Annotated in this window: 16 protein-coding genes; 7 read left to right on the top strand and 9 right to left on the bottom strand. The window is 73.8% G+C overall.

All coding sequences use genetic code 11. The annotated features are described in order from the left end of the window. Window positions 1-45: 45 nt before the first annotated feature. Window positions 46-282 carry a DUF2277 family protein gene (locus TK50_RS09930; RefSeq protein ID WP_043962479.1) on the top strand — a complete coding sequence of 79 codons (237 nt, stop codon included), beginning with the start codon at window positions 46-48 and terminating at the stop codon, window positions 280-282. 114 nt (window positions 283-396) lie between these two features. On the opposite strand, the gene TK50_RS09925 is transcribed toward TK50_RS09930, so the two are convergent. Both TK50_RS09925 and selD read right to left on the bottom strand, forming a co-directional pair. Beyond that, the gene (locus tag TK50_RS09925; protein WP_043962478.1) at window positions 397-876 is read right to left on the bottom strand and encodes a hypothetical protein; all 480 of its coding nucleotides are present in this window, start codon (window positions 874-876) and stop codon (window positions 397-399) included. A gap of 190 nt (window positions 877-1,066) precedes the next feature. Continuing rightward, on the bottom strand, window positions 1,067-2,056 hold the full coding sequence (gene selD, locus TK50_RS09920; protein WP_043962477.1) for a selenide, water dikinase SelD: 990 nt from the start codon (window positions 2,054-2,056) through the stop codon (window positions 1,067-1,069). 194 nt (window positions 2,057-2,250) lie between these two features. Between selD and TK50_RS09915 the strand changes: the two genes are divergently transcribed. The 4 genes from TK50_RS09915 to TK50_RS09900 all read left to right on the top strand — a co-directional run bounded on the left by TK50_RS09915 (window position 2,251) and on the right by TK50_RS09900 (window position 5,603). Continuing rightward, entirely contained in the window at window positions 2,251-3,006 is a 756-nt protein-coding gene (locus TK50_RS09915) for an amino acid ABC transporter ATP-binding protein (protein ID WP_043962476.1), read from the top strand. A 58-nt stretch (window positions 3,007-3,064) separates the two neighbouring features. Beyond that, window positions 3,065-4,000: a glutamate ABC transporter substrate-binding protein gene (locus tag TK50_RS09910; RefSeq protein ID WP_043962475.1), complete on the top strand. Its 936-nt coding sequence runs from the start codon at window positions 3,065-3,067 to the stop codon at window positions 3,998-4,000. A gap of 77 nt (window positions 4,001-4,077) precedes the next feature. Beyond that, on the top strand, window positions 4,078-4,734 hold the full coding sequence (locus TK50_RS09905) for an amino acid ABC transporter permease (protein ID WP_043962474.1): 657 nt from the start codon (window positions 4,078-4,080) through the stop codon (window positions 4,732-4,734). After that, window positions 4,731-5,603: an amino acid ABC transporter permease gene (locus tag TK50_RS09900; RefSeq protein WP_043964200.1), complete on the top strand. Its 873-nt coding sequence runs from the start codon at window positions 4,731-4,733 to the stop codon at window positions 5,601-5,603. Before TK50_RS09905 ends, TK50_RS09900 begins: the two co-directional genes overlap by 4 nt. 94 nt (window positions 5,604-5,697) lie before the next feature. On the opposite strand, the gene rny is transcribed toward TK50_RS09900, so the two are convergent. The 7 genes from rny to TK50_RS09865 all read right to left on the bottom strand — a co-directional run bounded on the left by rny (window position 5,698) and on the right by TK50_RS09865 (window position 14,019). Further along, window positions 5,698-7,464, bottom strand: a complete 1,767-nt coding sequence (gene rny / locus TK50_RS09895) for a ribonuclease Y (protein ID WP_043962473.1) — start codon at window positions 7,462-7,464, stop codon at window positions 5,698-5,700. A 730-nt stretch (window positions 7,465-8,194) separates the two neighbouring features. After that, on the bottom strand, window positions 8,195-8,974 hold the full coding sequence (locus TK50_RS09890) for a regulatory protein RecX (RefSeq protein ID WP_043962472.1): 780 nt from the start codon (window positions 8,972-8,974) through the stop codon (window positions 8,195-8,197). A 14-nt stretch (window positions 8,975-8,988) separates the two neighbouring features. Beyond that, window positions 8,989-10,035, bottom strand: coding sequence for a recombinase RecA (gene recA / locus TK50_RS09885; RefSeq protein ID WP_043962471.1), 1,047 nt, complete (start codon window positions 10,033-10,035; stop codon window positions 8,989-8,991). A gap of 184 nt (window positions 10,036-10,219) precedes the next feature. Next, on the bottom strand, window positions 10,220-10,420 hold the full coding sequence (locus TK50_RS09880) for a DUF3046 domain-containing protein (protein ID WP_043962470.1): 201 nt from the start codon (window positions 10,418-10,420) through the stop codon (window positions 10,220-10,222). Further along, complete coding sequence (locus tag TK50_RS09875) at window positions 10,411-11,766, bottom strand: MFS transporter (RefSeq protein WP_043962469.1); 1,356 nt, start codon at window positions 11,764-11,766, stop codon at window positions 10,411-10,413. The genes TK50_RS09880 and TK50_RS09875 overlap by 10 nt, the downstream gene beginning before the upstream one ends. Before the next feature lie 134 nt (window positions 11,767-11,900). Next, complete coding sequence (locus TK50_RS09870) at window positions 11,901-12,605, bottom strand: UdgX family uracil-DNA binding protein (protein WP_043962468.1); 705 nt, start codon at window positions 12,603-12,605, stop codon at window positions 11,901-11,903. Window positions 12,606-12,681: 76 nt separating this feature from the next. Then, complete coding sequence (locus TK50_RS09865) at window positions 12,682-14,019, bottom strand: aminotransferase class I/II-fold pyridoxal phosphate-dependent enzyme (protein WP_043962467.1); 1,338 nt, start codon at window positions 14,017-14,019, stop codon at window positions 12,682-12,684. A gap of 38 nt (window positions 14,020-14,057) precedes the next feature. Here TK50_RS09865 and TK50_RS09860 point away from each other — a divergent pair, with 38 nt between their 5' ends. Both TK50_RS09860 and leuE read left to right on the top strand, forming a co-directional pair. Next, on the top strand, window positions 14,058-15,302 hold the full coding sequence (locus TK50_RS09860; RefSeq protein WP_043962466.1) for a bifunctional pyridoxamine 5'-phosphate oxidase family protein/GNAT family N-acetyltransferase: 1,245 nt from the start codon (window positions 14,058-14,060) through the stop codon (window positions 15,300-15,302). Further along, complete coding sequence (gene leuE, locus TK50_RS09855) at window positions 15,299-15,967, top strand: leucine efflux protein LeuE (RefSeq protein WP_043962465.1); 669 nt, start codon at window positions 15,299-15,301, stop codon at window positions 15,965-15,967. Before TK50_RS09860 ends, leuE begins: the two co-directional genes overlap by 4 nt. Window positions 15,968-15,976 lie beyond the last annotated feature (9 nt).

Here is a 15,976-nt window from a genome sequence, read left to right as displayed (position 1 = left end):
ACAGCGTATCCGCACGAGCCGACAGAACCCGAACGAGGAGGAGCCGTGTGCCGCAGCATCAAGACCCTGCGTGAGCCGTACGTGCCGGAGGTGAGCCGGGCCGACATCGAGGCAGCGGCGTTGCAGTACGTCCGGAAGATCTCCGGGTTCCGCGCGCCGGCCGCGCACAACGCGGCGGCGTTCGACGCGGCGGTGGCCGCCGTCGCCGAGGCCACCGCGACGCTGCTGGACCAGCTCGTGGTGCGCGGCGGCGCCCCGCAACGCCCGGCCACCGAGGGCTGAGCCGGGGACGCCGCGGCCCCGGGCCAGCGAACGCTGAACCGGGGCCGCCGGGGGCCGGGCTGGACCGGGGCCGCCGGGCGGCGCCCGGGGCTCCGGGTCGGTCGGCCCCGGCGGTCAGGCCGCGGCGAGGGCCGGGAAGACCGAGTCCGGGGCCCACCTCGACCGGTGGCAGCGCGACCAGCCCCGGCAGCCGGGGTGGGCCACGGTGCACAGCCGCTGGTTGCTCAGCACCTCGCCGTCGTCGGTCTCCCGCACGTCGAAGTGCACCGGGCGGATCGTGCCGTCGGGCGCGACCAGCAGGTGCCGGCCGGCGTCGAGGGTGTCGTCGCGCAGCACGCAGTTGCGGCCGAGCAGCCGGGCCAGCGCGGCGACGCAGGGCAGCTCCGTCAGGCTCTCGGGCACCCCGTAGCAGTCCACCATGGTGCCGAACACCCCCGGTGCCTCCCAGACGTCGCAGATCACCGCGTACGTCGGCAGCCGCGCCGGGTCGGCCACCGCGAGCGGCATCACCACCCGCCCCAGGGCCTCGGCCAGCGCCGGGTACACCTCCACCGGGGGTGCCCCGTCGATTCTCCAGTTCCACAGCTCGGTCACGCCGCCTCCTCGCTGCGTTCGTCCCACCGGCCTCCGGATCGGGCCTTACTGACGATGGTGGGGGGCATTTGACCGCAGCCGGGGGCAAGTTACCGGTCTGTGACCATTCCGGGCAAAATTTCCTGCACCGCCGTCGCGGACAGTGGCGGAAAGATGACACTTTATCGGCTATGGTGCCAGCCCGTCGCCGTCAGCGCACGACCAGCAGGTGCTCGCCGCGCGGCAGCAGCTCACCGATCACCGTGGCCCCCGGCAGCTCCCCGGCGACCAGCAGCCCGCCCGAGGTCTGCGCGTCGGCCAGCAGCAGCCGCTCCCCCTCGTCGGCGCCGCCGAAGTCGGTCCAGGGCGTCACCCAGTCCAGGTTGCGCCGGGTGCCGCCGCTGACGTACCCGTCGCGCAGCGCCTCCCGCGCGCCCGGCAGGTAGGGCACCCGGGCCGCGTCGATCGCCACCGTGAGCCGACTGGCCCGGGCCAGCTTCGAGGCGTGCCCCAGCAGGCCGAACCCGGTCACGTCGGTGCCGCACCGGATGCCGGCGGCGACCGCCGCCCGGGCGGCGTCCCGGTTCAGCGCCGCCATCGAGGCGACCGCCTCGGCGAACCGCTCGCCGGTGGCCTTGTGCCGGGTGTTGAGCACCCCGACGCCGAGCGGCTTGGTCAGCGACAGCGGCAGCCCGGCCCGCCCGGCGTCGAGGGTGATCAGCTCCTCGGGCCGGACCACGCCGGTGACCGCCAGCCCGTACTTCGGGCCGTCGTCGTCGACGCTGTGCCCGCCGGCCAGGTGACAGCCGGCCTCCCGAGCCACGTCCTGGCCGCCGCGCAGCACCTCCCGGGCCAGCTCCAGCGGCAGCCGCTCGCGCGGCCAGCAGAGCAGGTTGAGCGCGACGAGCGGCGTGCCGCCCATGGCGTACACGTCGGAGAGCGCGTTGGCGGCGGCGATGCGCCCCCAGTCGTAGGCGTCGTCGACGACCGGGGTGAAGAAGTCGGCGGTGGTCACCAGGCCGGTGCGCTCGTCGAGGCGGACCACCGCGGCGTCGTCGCCGTTCTCCAGCCCGACCAGCAGGTCGGCCGTGCCGCTGGCCGGGCCGAGGCCGGCGACCATCGCCTCCAGTTCCCCGGGCGGGATCTTGCACGCGCAGCCGCCGCCGCGGGCGTAGTCGGTCAGGCGCACCGGCTCGGTCATCCCCCCATGATCGCCTCGATCCGGCCCCGCCGCCAGCCGGACGGGCCGGTCGGAGACGGATACCGGACTCCCGGTGCGGATCGTTACCGGTGTTACCGCACCGTGACCCGATGAGTGGCGATCCGCCATGTCGGCCCGCCTACAGTGGCCGGACCGGGGGTCATCCGACCCAGACGTACGTGACGACAGGGACGGTGGACGACGTGACGACGGCCGAACCGCTCATCGTGCTGGACGGGGTCAACAAGCACTTCGGGCCGCTGCACGTGCTGCAGGACGTCTCGCTCTCGGTCGGCCGGGGCGAGGTCGTCGTCGTGATCGGACCGTCGGGCTCGGGCAAGTCGACGCTGTGCCGGGCGATCAACCGGTTGGAGCCGATCAGCTCCGGCACGATCACCTTCGACGGCACCCCGCTGCCCGCCGAGGGCAAGGCGCTGGCCCGGCTGCGCAGCGAGGTCGGCATGGTGTTCCAGTCGTTCAACCTCTTCGCGCACAAGACGATCCTGGAGAACGTCACGCTCGGCCCCGTCAAGGTCCGCAAGGAGAAGCCGGCCGCCGCACGCGAGCGCGGGCTGGCCCTGCTGGACCGGGTCGGCATCGCCAACCAGGCCGACAAGTATCCTGCCCAGCTCTCCGGCGGCCAGCAGCAGCGGGCGGCGATCGCCCGCGCGCTGGCCATGCAGCCCAAGGCGATGCTGTTCGACGAGCCCACCAGCGCGCTCGACCCGGAGATGGTCGGCGAGGTGCTGGAGGTGATGACCTCCCTGGCCCGCGACGGCATGACCATGGTGGTGGTCACCCACGAGATGGGCTTCGCCCGGCATGCGGCCAACCGGGTCATCTTCATGGCCGACGGCCAGCTCGTCGAGGACGCTCCCCCGGCCGAGTTCTTCGCCAACCCGCGCAGCGAGCGCGCCAAGGACTTCCTGTCGAAGATCCTGACGCACTAGGCGTCCGTCCGTGGAGCGCGTCGTCCCCCGGCGGGCTCCGTCGAAGAAGGAGAGAAGTATGCGTATGAAGCGCGTGGCGGCAGTCGCCATGATGGCCTCGCTCGCCCTGTCGGCTGCGGCCTGCGGCAAGGAGGGCACCCCGGCACCGAGCGGCGGCGGCAACGCCTCCGGCGGCGCCCAGGGCGACACCTGCACGACCTCGGGCGCGACGTTCACCCCGAAGGCGGACGCCACCGTCGCGGGCAGCCCCACCTTCGACAAGATCAAGTCCGCCGGCAAGGTCACCGTGGGCGTCAAGTTCGACCAGCCGAACCTCGGCTACAAGGACGCCCAGGGCAAGCGGTGCGGCTTCGACATCGAGATCGCCCAGTACATCGCCAGCACCCTTGGCGTGGACCCGGCCAAGATCGAGTACAAGGAGATCGCGTCGGCCAACCGGGAGACCGCGATCAAGGGCGGCGAGATCGACTACTACGTCGGCACCTACTCGATCACCGACAAGCGCAAGAACGACATCTCCTTCGCCGGCCCGTACTTCGTCGCCGGCCAGGACCTGCTGGTGCGCAAGGACGAGACGGCGATCACCGGCAAGGACACCCTCAAGGGCAAGAAGGTCTGCTCGGCCACCGGCTCCACCCCGATCCAGAAGGTCCGCGACGAGGGCCTGACCGAGCCGGAGAACATCGTCGAGTTCAAGACCTACTCCGAGTGCGTCTCGCAGCTGCTCGACAAGAAGGTCGACGCCGTCACCACCGACGACGCCATCCTCAAGGGCTACGCCGCGCAGAACCCCGACGAGCTCAAGGTCGTCGGCCAGCCGTTCAGCACGGAGAAGTACGGCATCGGCCTGCCGAAGGACGACAAGGCCCTGCGCGACTACGTCAACGACCAGATCGAGGCCGCGGCCAAGGACGGCACCTGGCAGAAGATCTACGACGGCACGCTGGGCAAGTCGGGTTCGGCGGGCAGCCCGCCGGCGCTCGAGCGCTACTGACCGTCGGTTCACCACGTGACGCGGTGCCGGGCGGGGACCCTCCCGCCCGGCACCCGCCCGAGGACTGAGAGCGAGGCATGGGCGAGTTCCTCCGTGTCCTGACGGACAACTGGACCCTGTACCGGGAAGGGTTCACCAACACCGTTCAGCTGTTCCTGATCGCCGCGGTCGGCAGCCTCGTCCTCGGCACCCTCCTCGGCGCGATGCGGGTCTCCCCCGTGCCGGCGCTGCGGGCGTTCGGCGCGACGTACGTCAACATCGTCCGCAACACCCCGCTGACCCTGGTCTTCGCGTTCCTGGTCTTCGCCGTGCCGAAGCTGGACGTGAACATCGACTACTTTCCCAGCGCCTGCATCGCGCTGACCGTCTACACCGCCGCGTTCGTCTGCGAGGTCATCCGCTCCGGCGTCAACACGGTCGGCACCGGGCAGGCCGAGGCCGCCCGCGCGTTGGGCATGAGCTTCGCCCAGGTGCTGACCCTGATCGTGCTGCCGCAGGCGCTGCGGGCGATGGTGCCGCCGATGATGAGCGTGTTCATCGCGATGCTGAAGAACACCACGATCGCCGCCGGCTTCTCGGTGCTGGAGGCCGGCGCGATCCCCGCCTACATGGCAGAGCGCGGCGAGCCGCAGTTCGCCGTGCTGCTCTGGATCACCATCGGTTTCCTCATCCTGATCCTGCCGCTGGTGGCGCTCCAGCGGTTCCTCGAGCGCAAGTGGAGGGTCGCCCGGTGAGTCAGGCCTCGGTTCTCTACGACCTGCCCGGGCCGAAGGCCCGACGGCGCAACGCGATCCTCGGCGTCGCCTCGATCGCCGGCATCGTCGCGCTGCTCGCGTACGTCGGCTGGAAGTTCTACGAGACGGGCCAGTTCGAGGCCCGCAAGTGGGAGCAGTTCGAATACGCCGCCGTGCAGCGCGAACTCCTCGCCGGGCTGTGGGCCACCCTCAAGGCCGCCGGCATCGCCGCCGTGCTGGCCCTGCTGTTCGGCGCCGTCTTCGCCAGCGCCCGGCTCAGCGACAAGTGGGTGCTGCGGGCACCGGCCAGCTTCGTGGTCGAGCTGTTCCGGGCCATCCCGCTGCTGATCCTGATCTTCTTCGGCTACTACGTGCCGTTGCAGTACGGCTGGTCGATCGACAAGCTGTGGGCCCTGGTCATCGGCCTGATGCTCTACAACGGCTCGGTGCTGGCGGAGATCTTCCGGGCCGGCATCAACGCCGTGCCCTACGGCCAGACCGAGGGCGCGTACGCGATCGGCCTGCGCAAGAACCAGGTGCTGCGGCTGATCCTGCTGCCCCAGGCGTTCCGCTCGATGCTGCCGGCGATCGTCAGCCAGCTCGTCGTGCTGCTCAAGGACACCGCGCTCGGGTTCATCATCACCTACCCGGAGCTGCTCTTCGTCGGCAAGCAGATCGGCGGCCGGCTGGCCTTCGGGCTGCCCTACGTGCCGACGTACCTGATCGTCGCGGCGATCTACATCGCCATCTGCGGGCTGCTGTCGATCTTCGCGTGGTGGCTGCAGCGGCGGCTGGGGCGGATGCCACGCACGGCCGCGAAGGTGCTGCCGGCCCAGGACGTCGGCGAGGACGCCGCCCGGATGGTCTGACCCCACCCTGATTCACCCCCGTTTCGCCGATGTGGCGGTGTCCCAGCGTGGGACACCGCCACATCGGCGCCATGGCGCGTGAGGGCCCGCCGGCTCAGCGGGCGATCTCGGTGACCCGGGACTCGCGGACCACGGTCACCCGGATCTGCCCCGGGTAGGTCAGCTCCTCCTCGATCTGCTTGGCCACGTCCCGGGCCAGCACCGCCGCGCCGATGTCGTCGACGTCGTCGGGCTTGACCATCACCCGGATCTCCCGGCCCGCCTGCATGGCGAAGACCTTCTCCACGCCGAGCTTCCCGGCCGCGATCTCCTCGATCCGCTCCAGCCGCTTGACGTACGCCTCAAGGCTCTCCCGCCGCGCCCCCGGCCGCCCGCCGGAGCAGGCGTCGGACGCCTGGGTGAGCACGGCCTCGATGGTCTGCGGCGGCACCTCGTTATGGTGCGCCTCGATCGCGTGGACGACGTCCTCGCTCTCGCCGTACTTGCGGGCCAGGTCGGCGCCGATGATGGCGTGGCTGCCCTCCACCTCGTGGGTGAGCGCCTTGCCGATGTCGTGCAGGAACGCCGACCGCTTGATGGTCGGCACGTCCAGCCGCAGCTCGGCGGCCATGATCCCGGCGATGTGCGCGGTCTCCACGAGGTGCTTGAGCACGTTCTGCCCGTACGAGGTGCGGTAGCGCAGCCGCCCGAGCAGGCTCACCAGCTCGGGGTGGATCTCGGTGATGCCGACCTCGACGAGGGCGTCCTCGGCGGCCCGGTGGCAGAGCTGCTCCACCTCCTGCCGGGCCAGGTCGTAGACCTCCTCGATCCGGTGCGGGTGGATCCGGCCGTCGAGCACCAGCTTCTCCAGCGTCAACCGGCCGACCTCGCGGCGCACCGGGTCGAAGCAGGACAGCAGCACGGCCTCCGGGGTGTCGTCGATGATCAGGTTGACCCCGGTGACCGACTCGAAGGCGCGGATGTTGCGCCCCTCCCGGCCGATGATCCGCCCCTTCATCTCGTCGCCGGGCAGGTGCAGGACGCTGACGACGCTCTCCGCGGTCTGCTCGCTGGCCACCCGCTGGATGGCGTCCACCACGATGTGCCGGGCGCGCTGTTCGGCGGTGTTGCGGGCGTCGGACTCGATGTCCCGCACCAGCAGGGCGGCCTCCCGCTTCGCCTGGGTCTCGATCACCTCGATCAGCTCGGCGCGGGCCGCGTCGGCGGTGAGCCCCGCGACGCGCTCCAGCTCGCGGCGGCGCTGCTCCTCCGCCTCGGCGACGGCCTGCTCGCGCTCGGCCAGCGCGGACTCGCGGGCGGCGAGGGCGGCGCTGGCGGCGGTGAGCTGCCGCTCCCGGTCGGCCAGCCGCTCCACCTCCTCGGTGTGCAGGCGCTCCCGCTCGTCCATCCGGGCGGCCCGCCGTTCCACCTCGGCGGCCTGCTCCCGGGTGGTCGCGGCGAGCACCGCGACCTCGCGTTCCCCGCTGCGGCGGGCCGCCGTGCGCAACTGCTCGGCGTCGGCCTCGGCCTGCTTGTGGGCCCGCTCCAGGACGGTGTCGGCCTCCGCCCGGGCGTCGTCGAGCACCCGGCGGGCCTCGGCCCGGGCCGCCTTCGCCTCGGCCTTCGCGGCGGCGGCCTCGGCGCGCGCCGCCGACGCGGCGGACTTGGCCACGTCGATGGTGCTGTTCACCTCGTCGGCGGCGGTGCGCAGGGCGGCCAGCGACTGCTCCTGGCGGTCCTTCTCGGCGATGTAGGCCGGGTCCTCCGGGCGGGGTGCCGCGCTGAGCCGGCGCATCGTCCGCACGCCCACCAGCACCGCGCCGACCACGACCAGGACGAGCAGCAGCACCACCCCGAGGAGGACGGCGTCGAAGGCGTTCACGGCCGCGTCCCCGCGCCGGACCGGGACTTCGCCGCCCGTACGCCGTTGCCGGCCACCGGTCGGGTAACGCTGCCGGCCACCGGTCGCGCAACGCTGCCGGCGGCCGCCCGTGCACCGTTGTTGGCCATCGCCCGTGCGCCACGGCGTGCGCCGTCGCCGACCGCCGTCCCGCCGGGACCACCCGTGGACCTCTGCCGCCCCGCCATGGCCGCCTCCCCTGAACGTCGGCGCCGCAGTGAGCGTGCCGGGTGGGCACGTGCGCTGCGGCTCTGAGACGCCCGACCTGAGCGACTGGCCGTGGGTAGCTTTCCGCCGACGGTGCCCACGGGGCATCGCCGACGGCCGGGTGCAGTTGTCGTGCCGGCCCCGGACCGGCCTGTCCGGAGCTGACACCGCAGGCCGGCGAGCCGGCCAAAGTGATGCTGTTCTGTTACGCGATCTATGTTGTGCGCTTTGCTTGCGCTTGGTCGGGCAATGTGAGCCTGTATGGCGAGGCTAGGTCTCCGGGTGCCGTCTGGTCAAGGACTCATGATCAAACCCCCCGAACGGAGAGAAGTTGACGAGTCACCCAACGCTGATGGCACGCCGGACACGACCGGACAAAGAAGACCGGATCCGGCGGGCGCCGCCGTAATCGTCGGCACCCTCGGCCGGGCCGCACCGGCGTGCTCACCCGGCCGGGCCGGGCTGCGGCGGCTCGCCCACCGACCGGGCGCCTCGGCCCGGCCGCTCAGTCGAACGGGCGCGTGTCCGGGGTGAGGTCGCCCTCCGCGTCGGCGAGCGCGTCGGCGTCGATGCCGTCGGCGAACTCGGCCGCCTCGGCGCTCTGCGCGGCGAGCGCGTCCTTCACCGCCCGGATCGCCACCCCCGGCGGGTAGCCCTTGCGGGCGAGCATGCCGACGAGGCGACGGAAGACGGTGTCCGGCTCCCCCCGGGCCGTACGCAGCTTCCGGTCGACCAGCGCCCGGGCCGTCTCGGCCTCGGTCTCCTCATCCAGCTCGTCGAGGGCCTCGCTGGCCACCTCGCCGTCCACGCCCCGCCGTCGCAGCTCGTTGGCGAGAGCCCGGCGGGCCAGCCCCCGGCCGGCGTGCCGGCTGGACACCCAGGCGCGGGCGAACGCGGCGTCGTCGATGATGCCGACCTCGTCGTACCGGTCGAGCACCCCGGCGGACACCTCCTCGGAGATCCCCCGCTTGGCCAGCGCGGAGGCCAACTCGGCCCGGGTGCGCGGACGCACGGCGAGCTGACGCAGGCAGATCTCCCGGGCCAGCTCCGCCTCGTCACGTGGCGGGGCCCCCGTGCCGCGCGGAGCATCGGCGTCCTGCGGCACCCCGGTGGCACCCCGGTCGTCGGCGTCGCCCGGGGCATCGGCGTCGACCTGCGGGGAGAACGCCCCGCCGGAGGCGGAGCCGCGCCGGCCGCGCCGGGGACGGGGCGAACCGTCGGCGTCACCCGCGCGGGGCGGGCTGGCATCCCAGCCCCGCCCCGTGCGGGCGCGTCGTCCTGTCACTGGTCAGCGGCCGGTCAGAAGTCGACCGGCGGCAGCTCCGGGCCACCGGCGGCGTCGCCCGCGCCGACCCCGACGCCGAGCTTCTCCAGGATCTTCTTCTCGATCTCGGCCGCCACGTCCGGGTTCTCGCGGAGGAACTCGCGGGCCTTCTCCTTGCCCTGGCCCAACTGGTCGCCGTCGTACGTGTACCAGGCGCCGGACTTGCGGATGATCGCCTGCTCCACGCCCACGTCGATGAGCGAGCCCTCGCGGGAGATGCCCTTGCCGTACATGATGTCGAACTCGGCCTGCTTGAACGGCGCGGCGACCTTGTTCTTCACCACCTTGACCCGGGTGCGGTTGCCGACCACATCGGTGCCGTCCTTCAGGCTCTCGATGCGGCGCACGTCGAGCCGGACCGAGGCGTAGAACTTCAGCGCCCGGCCACCGGTGGTGGTCTCGGGCGAGCCGAACATGACACCGATCTTCTCGCGGAGCTGGTTGATGAAGATCGCCGTGGTGCCGGTGTTGTTGAGCACACCGGTGATCTTCCGCAGCGCCTGGCTCATCAGCCGGGCCTGGAGGCCCACGTGGCTGTCGCCCATCTCACCCTCGATCTCGGCGCGCGGCACCAGGGCCGCCACCGAGTCGATCACGATGATGTCGATCGCGCCGGAGCGGACCAGCATGTCCGCGATCTCCAGCGCCTGCTCGCCCGTGTCGGGCTGCGAGACCAGCAGGGCGTCGGTGTCGACGCCGAGGGCCTTCGCGTATTCCGGGTCGAGCGCGTGCTCGGCGTCGACGAACGCGGCGATGCCGCCGGCCCGCTGGGCGTTGGCCACCGCATGCAGGGCCACCGTCGTCTTACCGCTGGATTCCGGGCCGTAGATCTCGACCACCCGGCCCCGGGGCAGGCCCCCCACGCCGAGGGCCACGTCGAGGGCGATGGACCCGGTCGGGATGACCGAGGTCTGCACGACAGGGCGCTCCCCCAGGCGCATCACCGAACCCTTGCCGAACTGCTTGTCGATCTGAGCGAGAGCAAGGTCGAGCGCCTTCTCCCGGTCAGGACCTGCCGCCATCGTTGCCACCCCTGCCTTCGCCGGCGTCTTTCCTGAGCTTCGCGTCACGCGGACACGCTAGGCGCTGGGTCCGACAGAAAACCAGCCGACGGGCCGCGAGCTGTGGACGAGCACCCCGCTGTGGACAATAGCCGAACAGGTGTACGACTCGGCAAGCGACACGCGGGAGGAAAGAAAAGGCTGCTCAGCGTAGTCGCGCGGGCACTCGGTCGGGGTACGCGGCGACCACCGCCCGCCACACGACGTGGGCCTGCTCACCCGACCGGAGGGCCTGCTCGATGGTCCGCCCGTCGAGCTGGGACAGCACCTGGTCCGAGGCGATGCTGGCCGCGTACCCCGGGCCGAACGCCTCCTCCAGCCGGGCCCAGAAGTCGGTCAGCCGCACGGTCGGTCCTCCTCGTCCGGCGCCCGCCCGGGCACCGCACGCAACGCTAGCGCCAGCAGCGGCACCGTCGCGATCGCGGCCAGCAGGGTCAGCGTCGGATACCCGGCGACCTGCATGACGAACCCGCTCAGCGCCCCGGCGGCGGCCCCCGCCAGGCCCATCGTCAGGTCGGAGAGCCCCTGCACGCTGGGCCGCACGTCGGCCGGCACCGACTCCGACAGCAGGGTGGAGCCGGCCACCATGGTCCCCGACCAGCCCAGCCCGAGCAGGACCAGGCCGACCGAGAGTCCGGGCGTGTGGTGCCCGGAGGCGCCTGCCACCGCGCAGGCGACCAGCAGCACGGCCAGGCCGCCGAGGATCACCGGCCGCCGGCCGAGCCGGTCGGTGAGCCAGCCGACCACCGGGGAGAACGCGTACATGCCGGCGATGTGCAGGCTGAGCACCACCCCGACCACCCCGAGCACGGCGGAGTCGTCGTGGTATTCGCCGAGGCGTACCGGGGTCATCGACATCACCGCGACCATCACGAGGTGGCCGACCGCGACGGCGGCGATGCCGAGCCGGGCCGCCGGCCGCTCGCGGACCACCCGCCAGGCGGTCCGCATCCCCGCGCCGCGCCGCCGGTCCGCCGCCGGCCCGGCGGCTCTGCCGGCGGCGGCAGCAGCGGGAGCGGCGTCGGCGTCGGCAGCGGCCTCGGCGTCCGCCAGCCGGCGCGCGGTCAGCAGCGGGTCGGGCCGCAACAGCACCAGCAGTACGCCGGCCGTGAGGGCGAACGCCACCGCGCTGAACGCGAACGGGCCGGCCAGCGACGGCAGCCCCCACCCCCGGGTGGTGCGGTCGGCCAGCGCGGCGAAGTTCGGCGCGGCCACCGCCCCGATCGTGGTGGCCCAGACGACCAGGGAGAGCTGGCGGCCCCGGCGGGCCGGCTCGGCGAGGTCCACGGCCGTGTAGCGGGCCTGGAGGTTGGCCGCCGAGCCCCCGCCGAACAGCAGCATGCCGAGGAAGAGCAGCGGCACCTGGCGGGTCGCCGCGGCGACCACCACCAGCACGCCCCCGGCCGCCCCGACCAGGTACGCGGTGACCAGCCCCGGCCGGCGTCCGTGCCCCGTCATGATCCGGGTGACCGGGACGGCGAGCAACGCGCCGCCGACCACGGCGGCACTCTGCGCCAGGCCGGCGACCGCCGTGCCGGCGACCCGGGCGGCGAGCAGCGCGCCGACCGAGATGCCGATGGTGACCCCGATGCCGCCGATGATCTGGGTCACGACGAGCAGCCGCAGCGTGCGGCGCTGGATCGGGGCGACGTCGACACGGCCGGGGGCCTGCGCGGTGAGGTCGGTGGCCATCGGTGGCTCCTCGGTGACGGCCGGGGCTCCGGCGGGGGGTGCGGCTCGCCCCATCCTCACGCAACCCCCCGGACCTTGGACAGTTGACTCCGAGGGGCGCAACGACAACTGTCCAAGATCGGAACCCTGGTGGGTCAGGCTGCCAGGGCGGCGGCGGCGACCTTCAGGTCGGCGACCAGTCCGGCGTACGCGGTGTCCTGGTCGTCGGCGCGCAGCACCGCCGACGGGTGGATGGTGGCCAGGAGCCGGGCCGCCGGTGCGTCGGCGACCCCGCCGGCCGAGTCGACCGGCACCCGGGCGAAGTCCTCCGGCCGCTCGGCCGACGCCGGCCAGGGCATCAGGGTGCCGCGCTGCCGGGTGACCCGGAACGACGGGCCGAGCAGCGCCTTGGCGGCGGTCGCGCCGAGCACCACGACGACCTCCGGGCGCAGCCGGGCGAACTCGGCCACCAGCCAGGGGCGGCACGCGGTGACGTGCACCCGGTCCGGGGTCTGGTGGATGCGCCGCTTGCCGCGCAGCTCGAAGCGGAAGTGCTTCACGGCGTTGGTGAGGTAGAGCCCCGTCGGGTCGAGCCCGGCGTCGTCGACCGCCCGGCGCAGCAGCCGACCGGCCGGGCCGACGAACGGCAGCCCCTTCTGGTCCTCCATGTCGCCCGGCTGCTCGCCGACCAGCACCACCCGGGCGTCGGCACCGCCCCGGCCGAAGACCGTCTGGGTGGCGTCCCGGTGCAGCTCGCAGCCCTGACAGCCGCCCGCGGCGGCGCGCAGCGCGTCGAGGGTGTCGGCCTGCGGCGGGATGAACTGCTGCGCACCGGGGGCGGTGTCGGTCTTGTCGGTCATGGCGACCTTTCTACCCGCCGTGGCCGCGCCCACGCGGGCACCCCCACCCGGCGCGCCCCGCCCGGGGGGTGGCCCGTCAGGCGGTGAAGGCCGACGGGGGGCGGGGGTGGACGGCCCTGGCTATCGCGTCGGCCAGGGCCGGGAGGTCGGCGGGGTCCAGCTGGCCAACCGTGACGCGCACGCCGGGGGTGGCGGCGATGCGGAACAGCGCGCCCGGGGCCACCGCCCAGCCGGCGTCGCGCAGGGCGGTGACGGCGCTGGTCTCGTCGGGCACCGGGAGCCAGACGTTGATGCCGGTGCGGCCGTGCCCGGCCAGCCCCCGCGCGGCCAGCGCGGCGAGCAGGTCGCCCCGGCGGCGCTCGTAGTCGGCGCCGGCCCGGTCGACCAGGGCGGCCGTGGCCGGGTCACGCCAGAGGGCGAGCACGAGGCGTTGCAGCACGGTGGAGACCCAACCGGCGCCGACGCGGGCCCGGCCGGCGACCCGGGCGACGGTGGCCTCGTCGCCGGCCAGCACGGCCAGCCGCAGGTCGGGCCCGTAGGGCTTGCTCACCGACCGGACGAAGGCCCACGCCCCGGTCACCCCGGCGAGCGGGTGCAGCGGTACGCGGGCCAGCTCGGCGGCGTGGTCGTCCTCGATCAGCAGCAGGTCCTCGCGGCCGGCGAGGAGGGCGCGCAGCGCGGCGGCCCGGTCGGCGGAGACGGCCGCCCCGGTCGGGTTCTGCGCCCGGCTGGTCACGACCAGGGCGCGGGCCCCGGCGGCCAGCGCGGCGCATACGCCGGCCTCGATCGGGCCCTCGTCGTCCACCGGCACCCCGATCGGGCGCAGCCCCAGGGCGGCGACGAGGTCGAGGAGGTTGGCCCAGCCCGGGTCCTCGACGGCGACCGCGTCGCCGGGGCGCAGGTGGGCGGCGAGCAGCCGTTCGATGCCGTCGAGCGCCCCGCCGGTGACCGTGACGTCGGCGGCGGGCACCCCGTCGGCGGCGAGCCGCTCCCGGGCCGCGTCGGCCAGCTCGGGCAGGACGCCGGCCGACGCGTACCCGATGGGGGTGTCGAAGTCGGCGGCGAGCGCGGCCAGGTGCGGGCCGAGCGGCGGGAGCAGCCGGGTGTCGGGCTCGCCGAGGGACAGGTCGCGGACGCCGGGCGCGGTGCTCGGGCGCAGCGCGCGGCGGGTGGCGACCGGCGGGCGGGGGCGGACCCGGGTGCCGTGCCGGCCGGCGGTGGCGAGCAGGCCGCGCTGGCGCAGGTCCTGGTAGGCGCGGGCCACCGTGGCCGGGCTGACGCCCAGCTCGGCGGCGAGGGCCCGCACCGGGGGCAGGGCGGCCCCGGCGGGCAGGTCGCCGACGCGGACGCCCGACTCGATGCTGGCGGAGATCTCGGCGGCCGTCCGGCCGGTGACCTGATAGCGTGCTGACACAATTCGAGGATTGTACTAGTACGAAAGCGGGTCCTCGCATGTACCCACCCACCCCCCGGACCACCGCCACCCGCAGCCGCGACCGGATGAGCTACGACCGGGCCGCCGCGCACGCCGTGCTCGACGAGGCGTACCACTGCGCGCTCGCGTTCACCGTCGACGGCGAGCCCCGGGTGCTGCCCACCCTGCACGTCCGCGTCGGCGACACGCTCTACCTGCACGGCTCCACCGGCAGCCGGCCGCTGCTCGCCGCCCGGGGCGACGGCCTGCCCGTCTGCGTGGCGGTCACCCTGCTCGACGGGCTGATCTACGGCCGCTCCCAGTTCCACCACAGCGCCAACTACCGGTCGGTGGTCGCGCACGGCACCGCGCACCTGGTCACCGACGCCGGGGAGAAGTCGGCCGTGCTGACCGCCCTGGTGGAGAAGGCCGCCGCCGGGCGCAGCGCCGACAGCCGCCCGCCCAGCCGCCGCGAACTCGCCGAGACCGCCGTGCTGGCGCTGCCGCTGCGCGAGGTGTCCGTCCGCGCCCGCACCGGCGGCGTACGCGACGAACCCGGCGACCACGACCTGCCGCACTGGGCCGGGGTGCTGCCGCTGCGGCTGACCGCCGGGCGGCCCGAGCCCGACACGGGGGTGACCGCGCCGCTGCCGGCGTACCTGCGGCCGGACCGCTCGCCCTGGCTGGAGCCGGCCACGCTGCGGGGCGCGCACGTCGTCCTCGAACCGCTGGACCTCGCGCACGCCGACGACCTGCATGCCGCCACCGCCGACCCGCAGGTGTGGCAGCACCTGGGCAGCCACCGCCCCGCCGACCCGGCCGGCACGGCCGAGACGATCCGGGCCGCCCTCGACGCCCACCACCGCGGGGAGCGGGTGCCGTGGGTGCAGCGCTGCGCCGTCACCGGGGCGGTCGTCGGCAGCACGTCGTACTACGAGGTCGACCCCGACCGCCGGGCGGTCGCCATCGGCTACACCTACCTGGGCCGGCCCTGGTGGCGCACCGGCGTCAACACCGAGGCGAAGCTGCTGCTGCTCACCCGCGCCTTCGAGGAGCTGGGCGCGGTACGGGTGGTCTGGCACACCGACATCCGCAACGAACGCTCCCAGCGGGCCATCGAGCGGCTCGGCGCCACCCGGGAGGGGGTGCTGCGCCGGCACCGGCTGCGCCCCGACGGCACCTGGCGGGACACCGTGCAGTACTCGCTGACCGACGAGGAGTGGCCGAACGCACAGGCCAGGCTGCGGGAACGGCTTCGCCCCGGCCCGGTGCCGGCGCGATGATGTCGGGCGTGCTGGGCATCACCGACATCTGGACGTACGTGCTGGGGACCGTGGCGATCGTGCTGCTCCCCGGCCCCAACTCGCTCTTCGTGCTCTCCACCGCCGCCAAGCGCGGGGTACGCGCCGGCTACCGGGCCGCCGGTGGGGTCTTCCTCGGCGACGCCGCGCTGATGACGCTCTCCGCCGCCGGGGTGGCGTCGCTGCTCAAGGCGTACCCGCCGCTGTTCCTGGTGGTGAAGTACGCGGGCGCGGCGTACCTCGGGTGGGTCGGGCTGACCATGCTGCGCGGCGCGTGGCGGCGCTGGCGGGACCGCAACGACCCCGCCACGCCGCGCCTGATCGACGCCGCCGAGCCGGCGGAGCTGCGCAGCCCGTTCCGGCGGGCACTGGTGATCAGCCTGCTCAACCCGAAGGCGATCCTGTTCTTCGTGTCGTTCTTCATCCAGTTCGTCGACCCCGGGTACGCCTGGCCGGCGCTGTCGTTCCTGCTGCTCGGGCTGATCGCCCAGGTCACCAGCGCGCTCTACCTGACCGCGCTGATCTTCGCGGGCACATTCCTGGCGGCGCAGTTCCGGCAGCGGCGGCGGCTGGCCGCCGGGGCGACCACCGGCGTGGCGGCGGTCTTCCTGGGCTTCAGCGTCAAGCTCGCCACCGCCTCGGTGTAGGGGGCGGGC

This window comes from Micromonospora haikouensis (genome assembly GCF_000876225.1).
GTDB classification, from domain to species: domain Bacteria; phylum Actinomycetota; class Actinomycetes; order Mycobacteriales; family Micromonosporaceae; genus Micromonospora; species Micromonospora haikouensis.
This window is presented reverse-complemented; position numbering and strand designations above follow the sequence as displayed.

Excerpts from the sequence above, each read along its gene's own strand:
- TK50_RS09905 (WP_043962474.1), top strand. The coding sequence starts at position 4,078 with ATGGGCGAGTTCCTCCGTGTCCTGACGGACAACTGGACCCTGTACCGG.
- TK50_RS09870 (WP_043962468.1), bottom strand. The coding sequence starts at position 12,605 with ATGACCGACAAGACCGACACCGCCCCCGGTGCGCAGCAGTTCATCCCG.
- TK50_RS09860 (WP_043962466.1), top strand. The coding sequence starts at position 14,058 with ATGTACCCACCCACCCCCCGGACCACCGCCACCCGCAGCCGCGACCGG.
- selD (WP_043962477.1), bottom strand. The coding sequence starts at position 2,056 with ATGACCGAGCCGGTGCGCCTGACCGACTACGCCCGCGGCGGCGGCTGC.
- leuE (WP_043962465.1), top strand. The coding sequence starts at position 15,299 with ATGATGTCGGGCGTGCTGGGCATCACCGACATCTGGACGTACGTGCTG.
- recA (WP_043962471.1), bottom strand. The coding sequence starts at position 10,035 with ATGGCGGCAGGTCCTGACCGGGAGAAGGCGCTCGACCTTGCTCTCGCT.
- TK50_RS09875 (WP_043962469.1), bottom strand. The coding sequence starts at position 11,766 with ATGGCCACCGACCTCACCGCGCAGGCCCCCGGCCGTGTCGACGTCGCC.
- TK50_RS09910 (WP_043962475.1), top strand. The coding sequence starts at position 3,065 with ATGCGTATGAAGCGCGTGGCGGCAGTCGCCATGATGGCCTCGCTCGCC.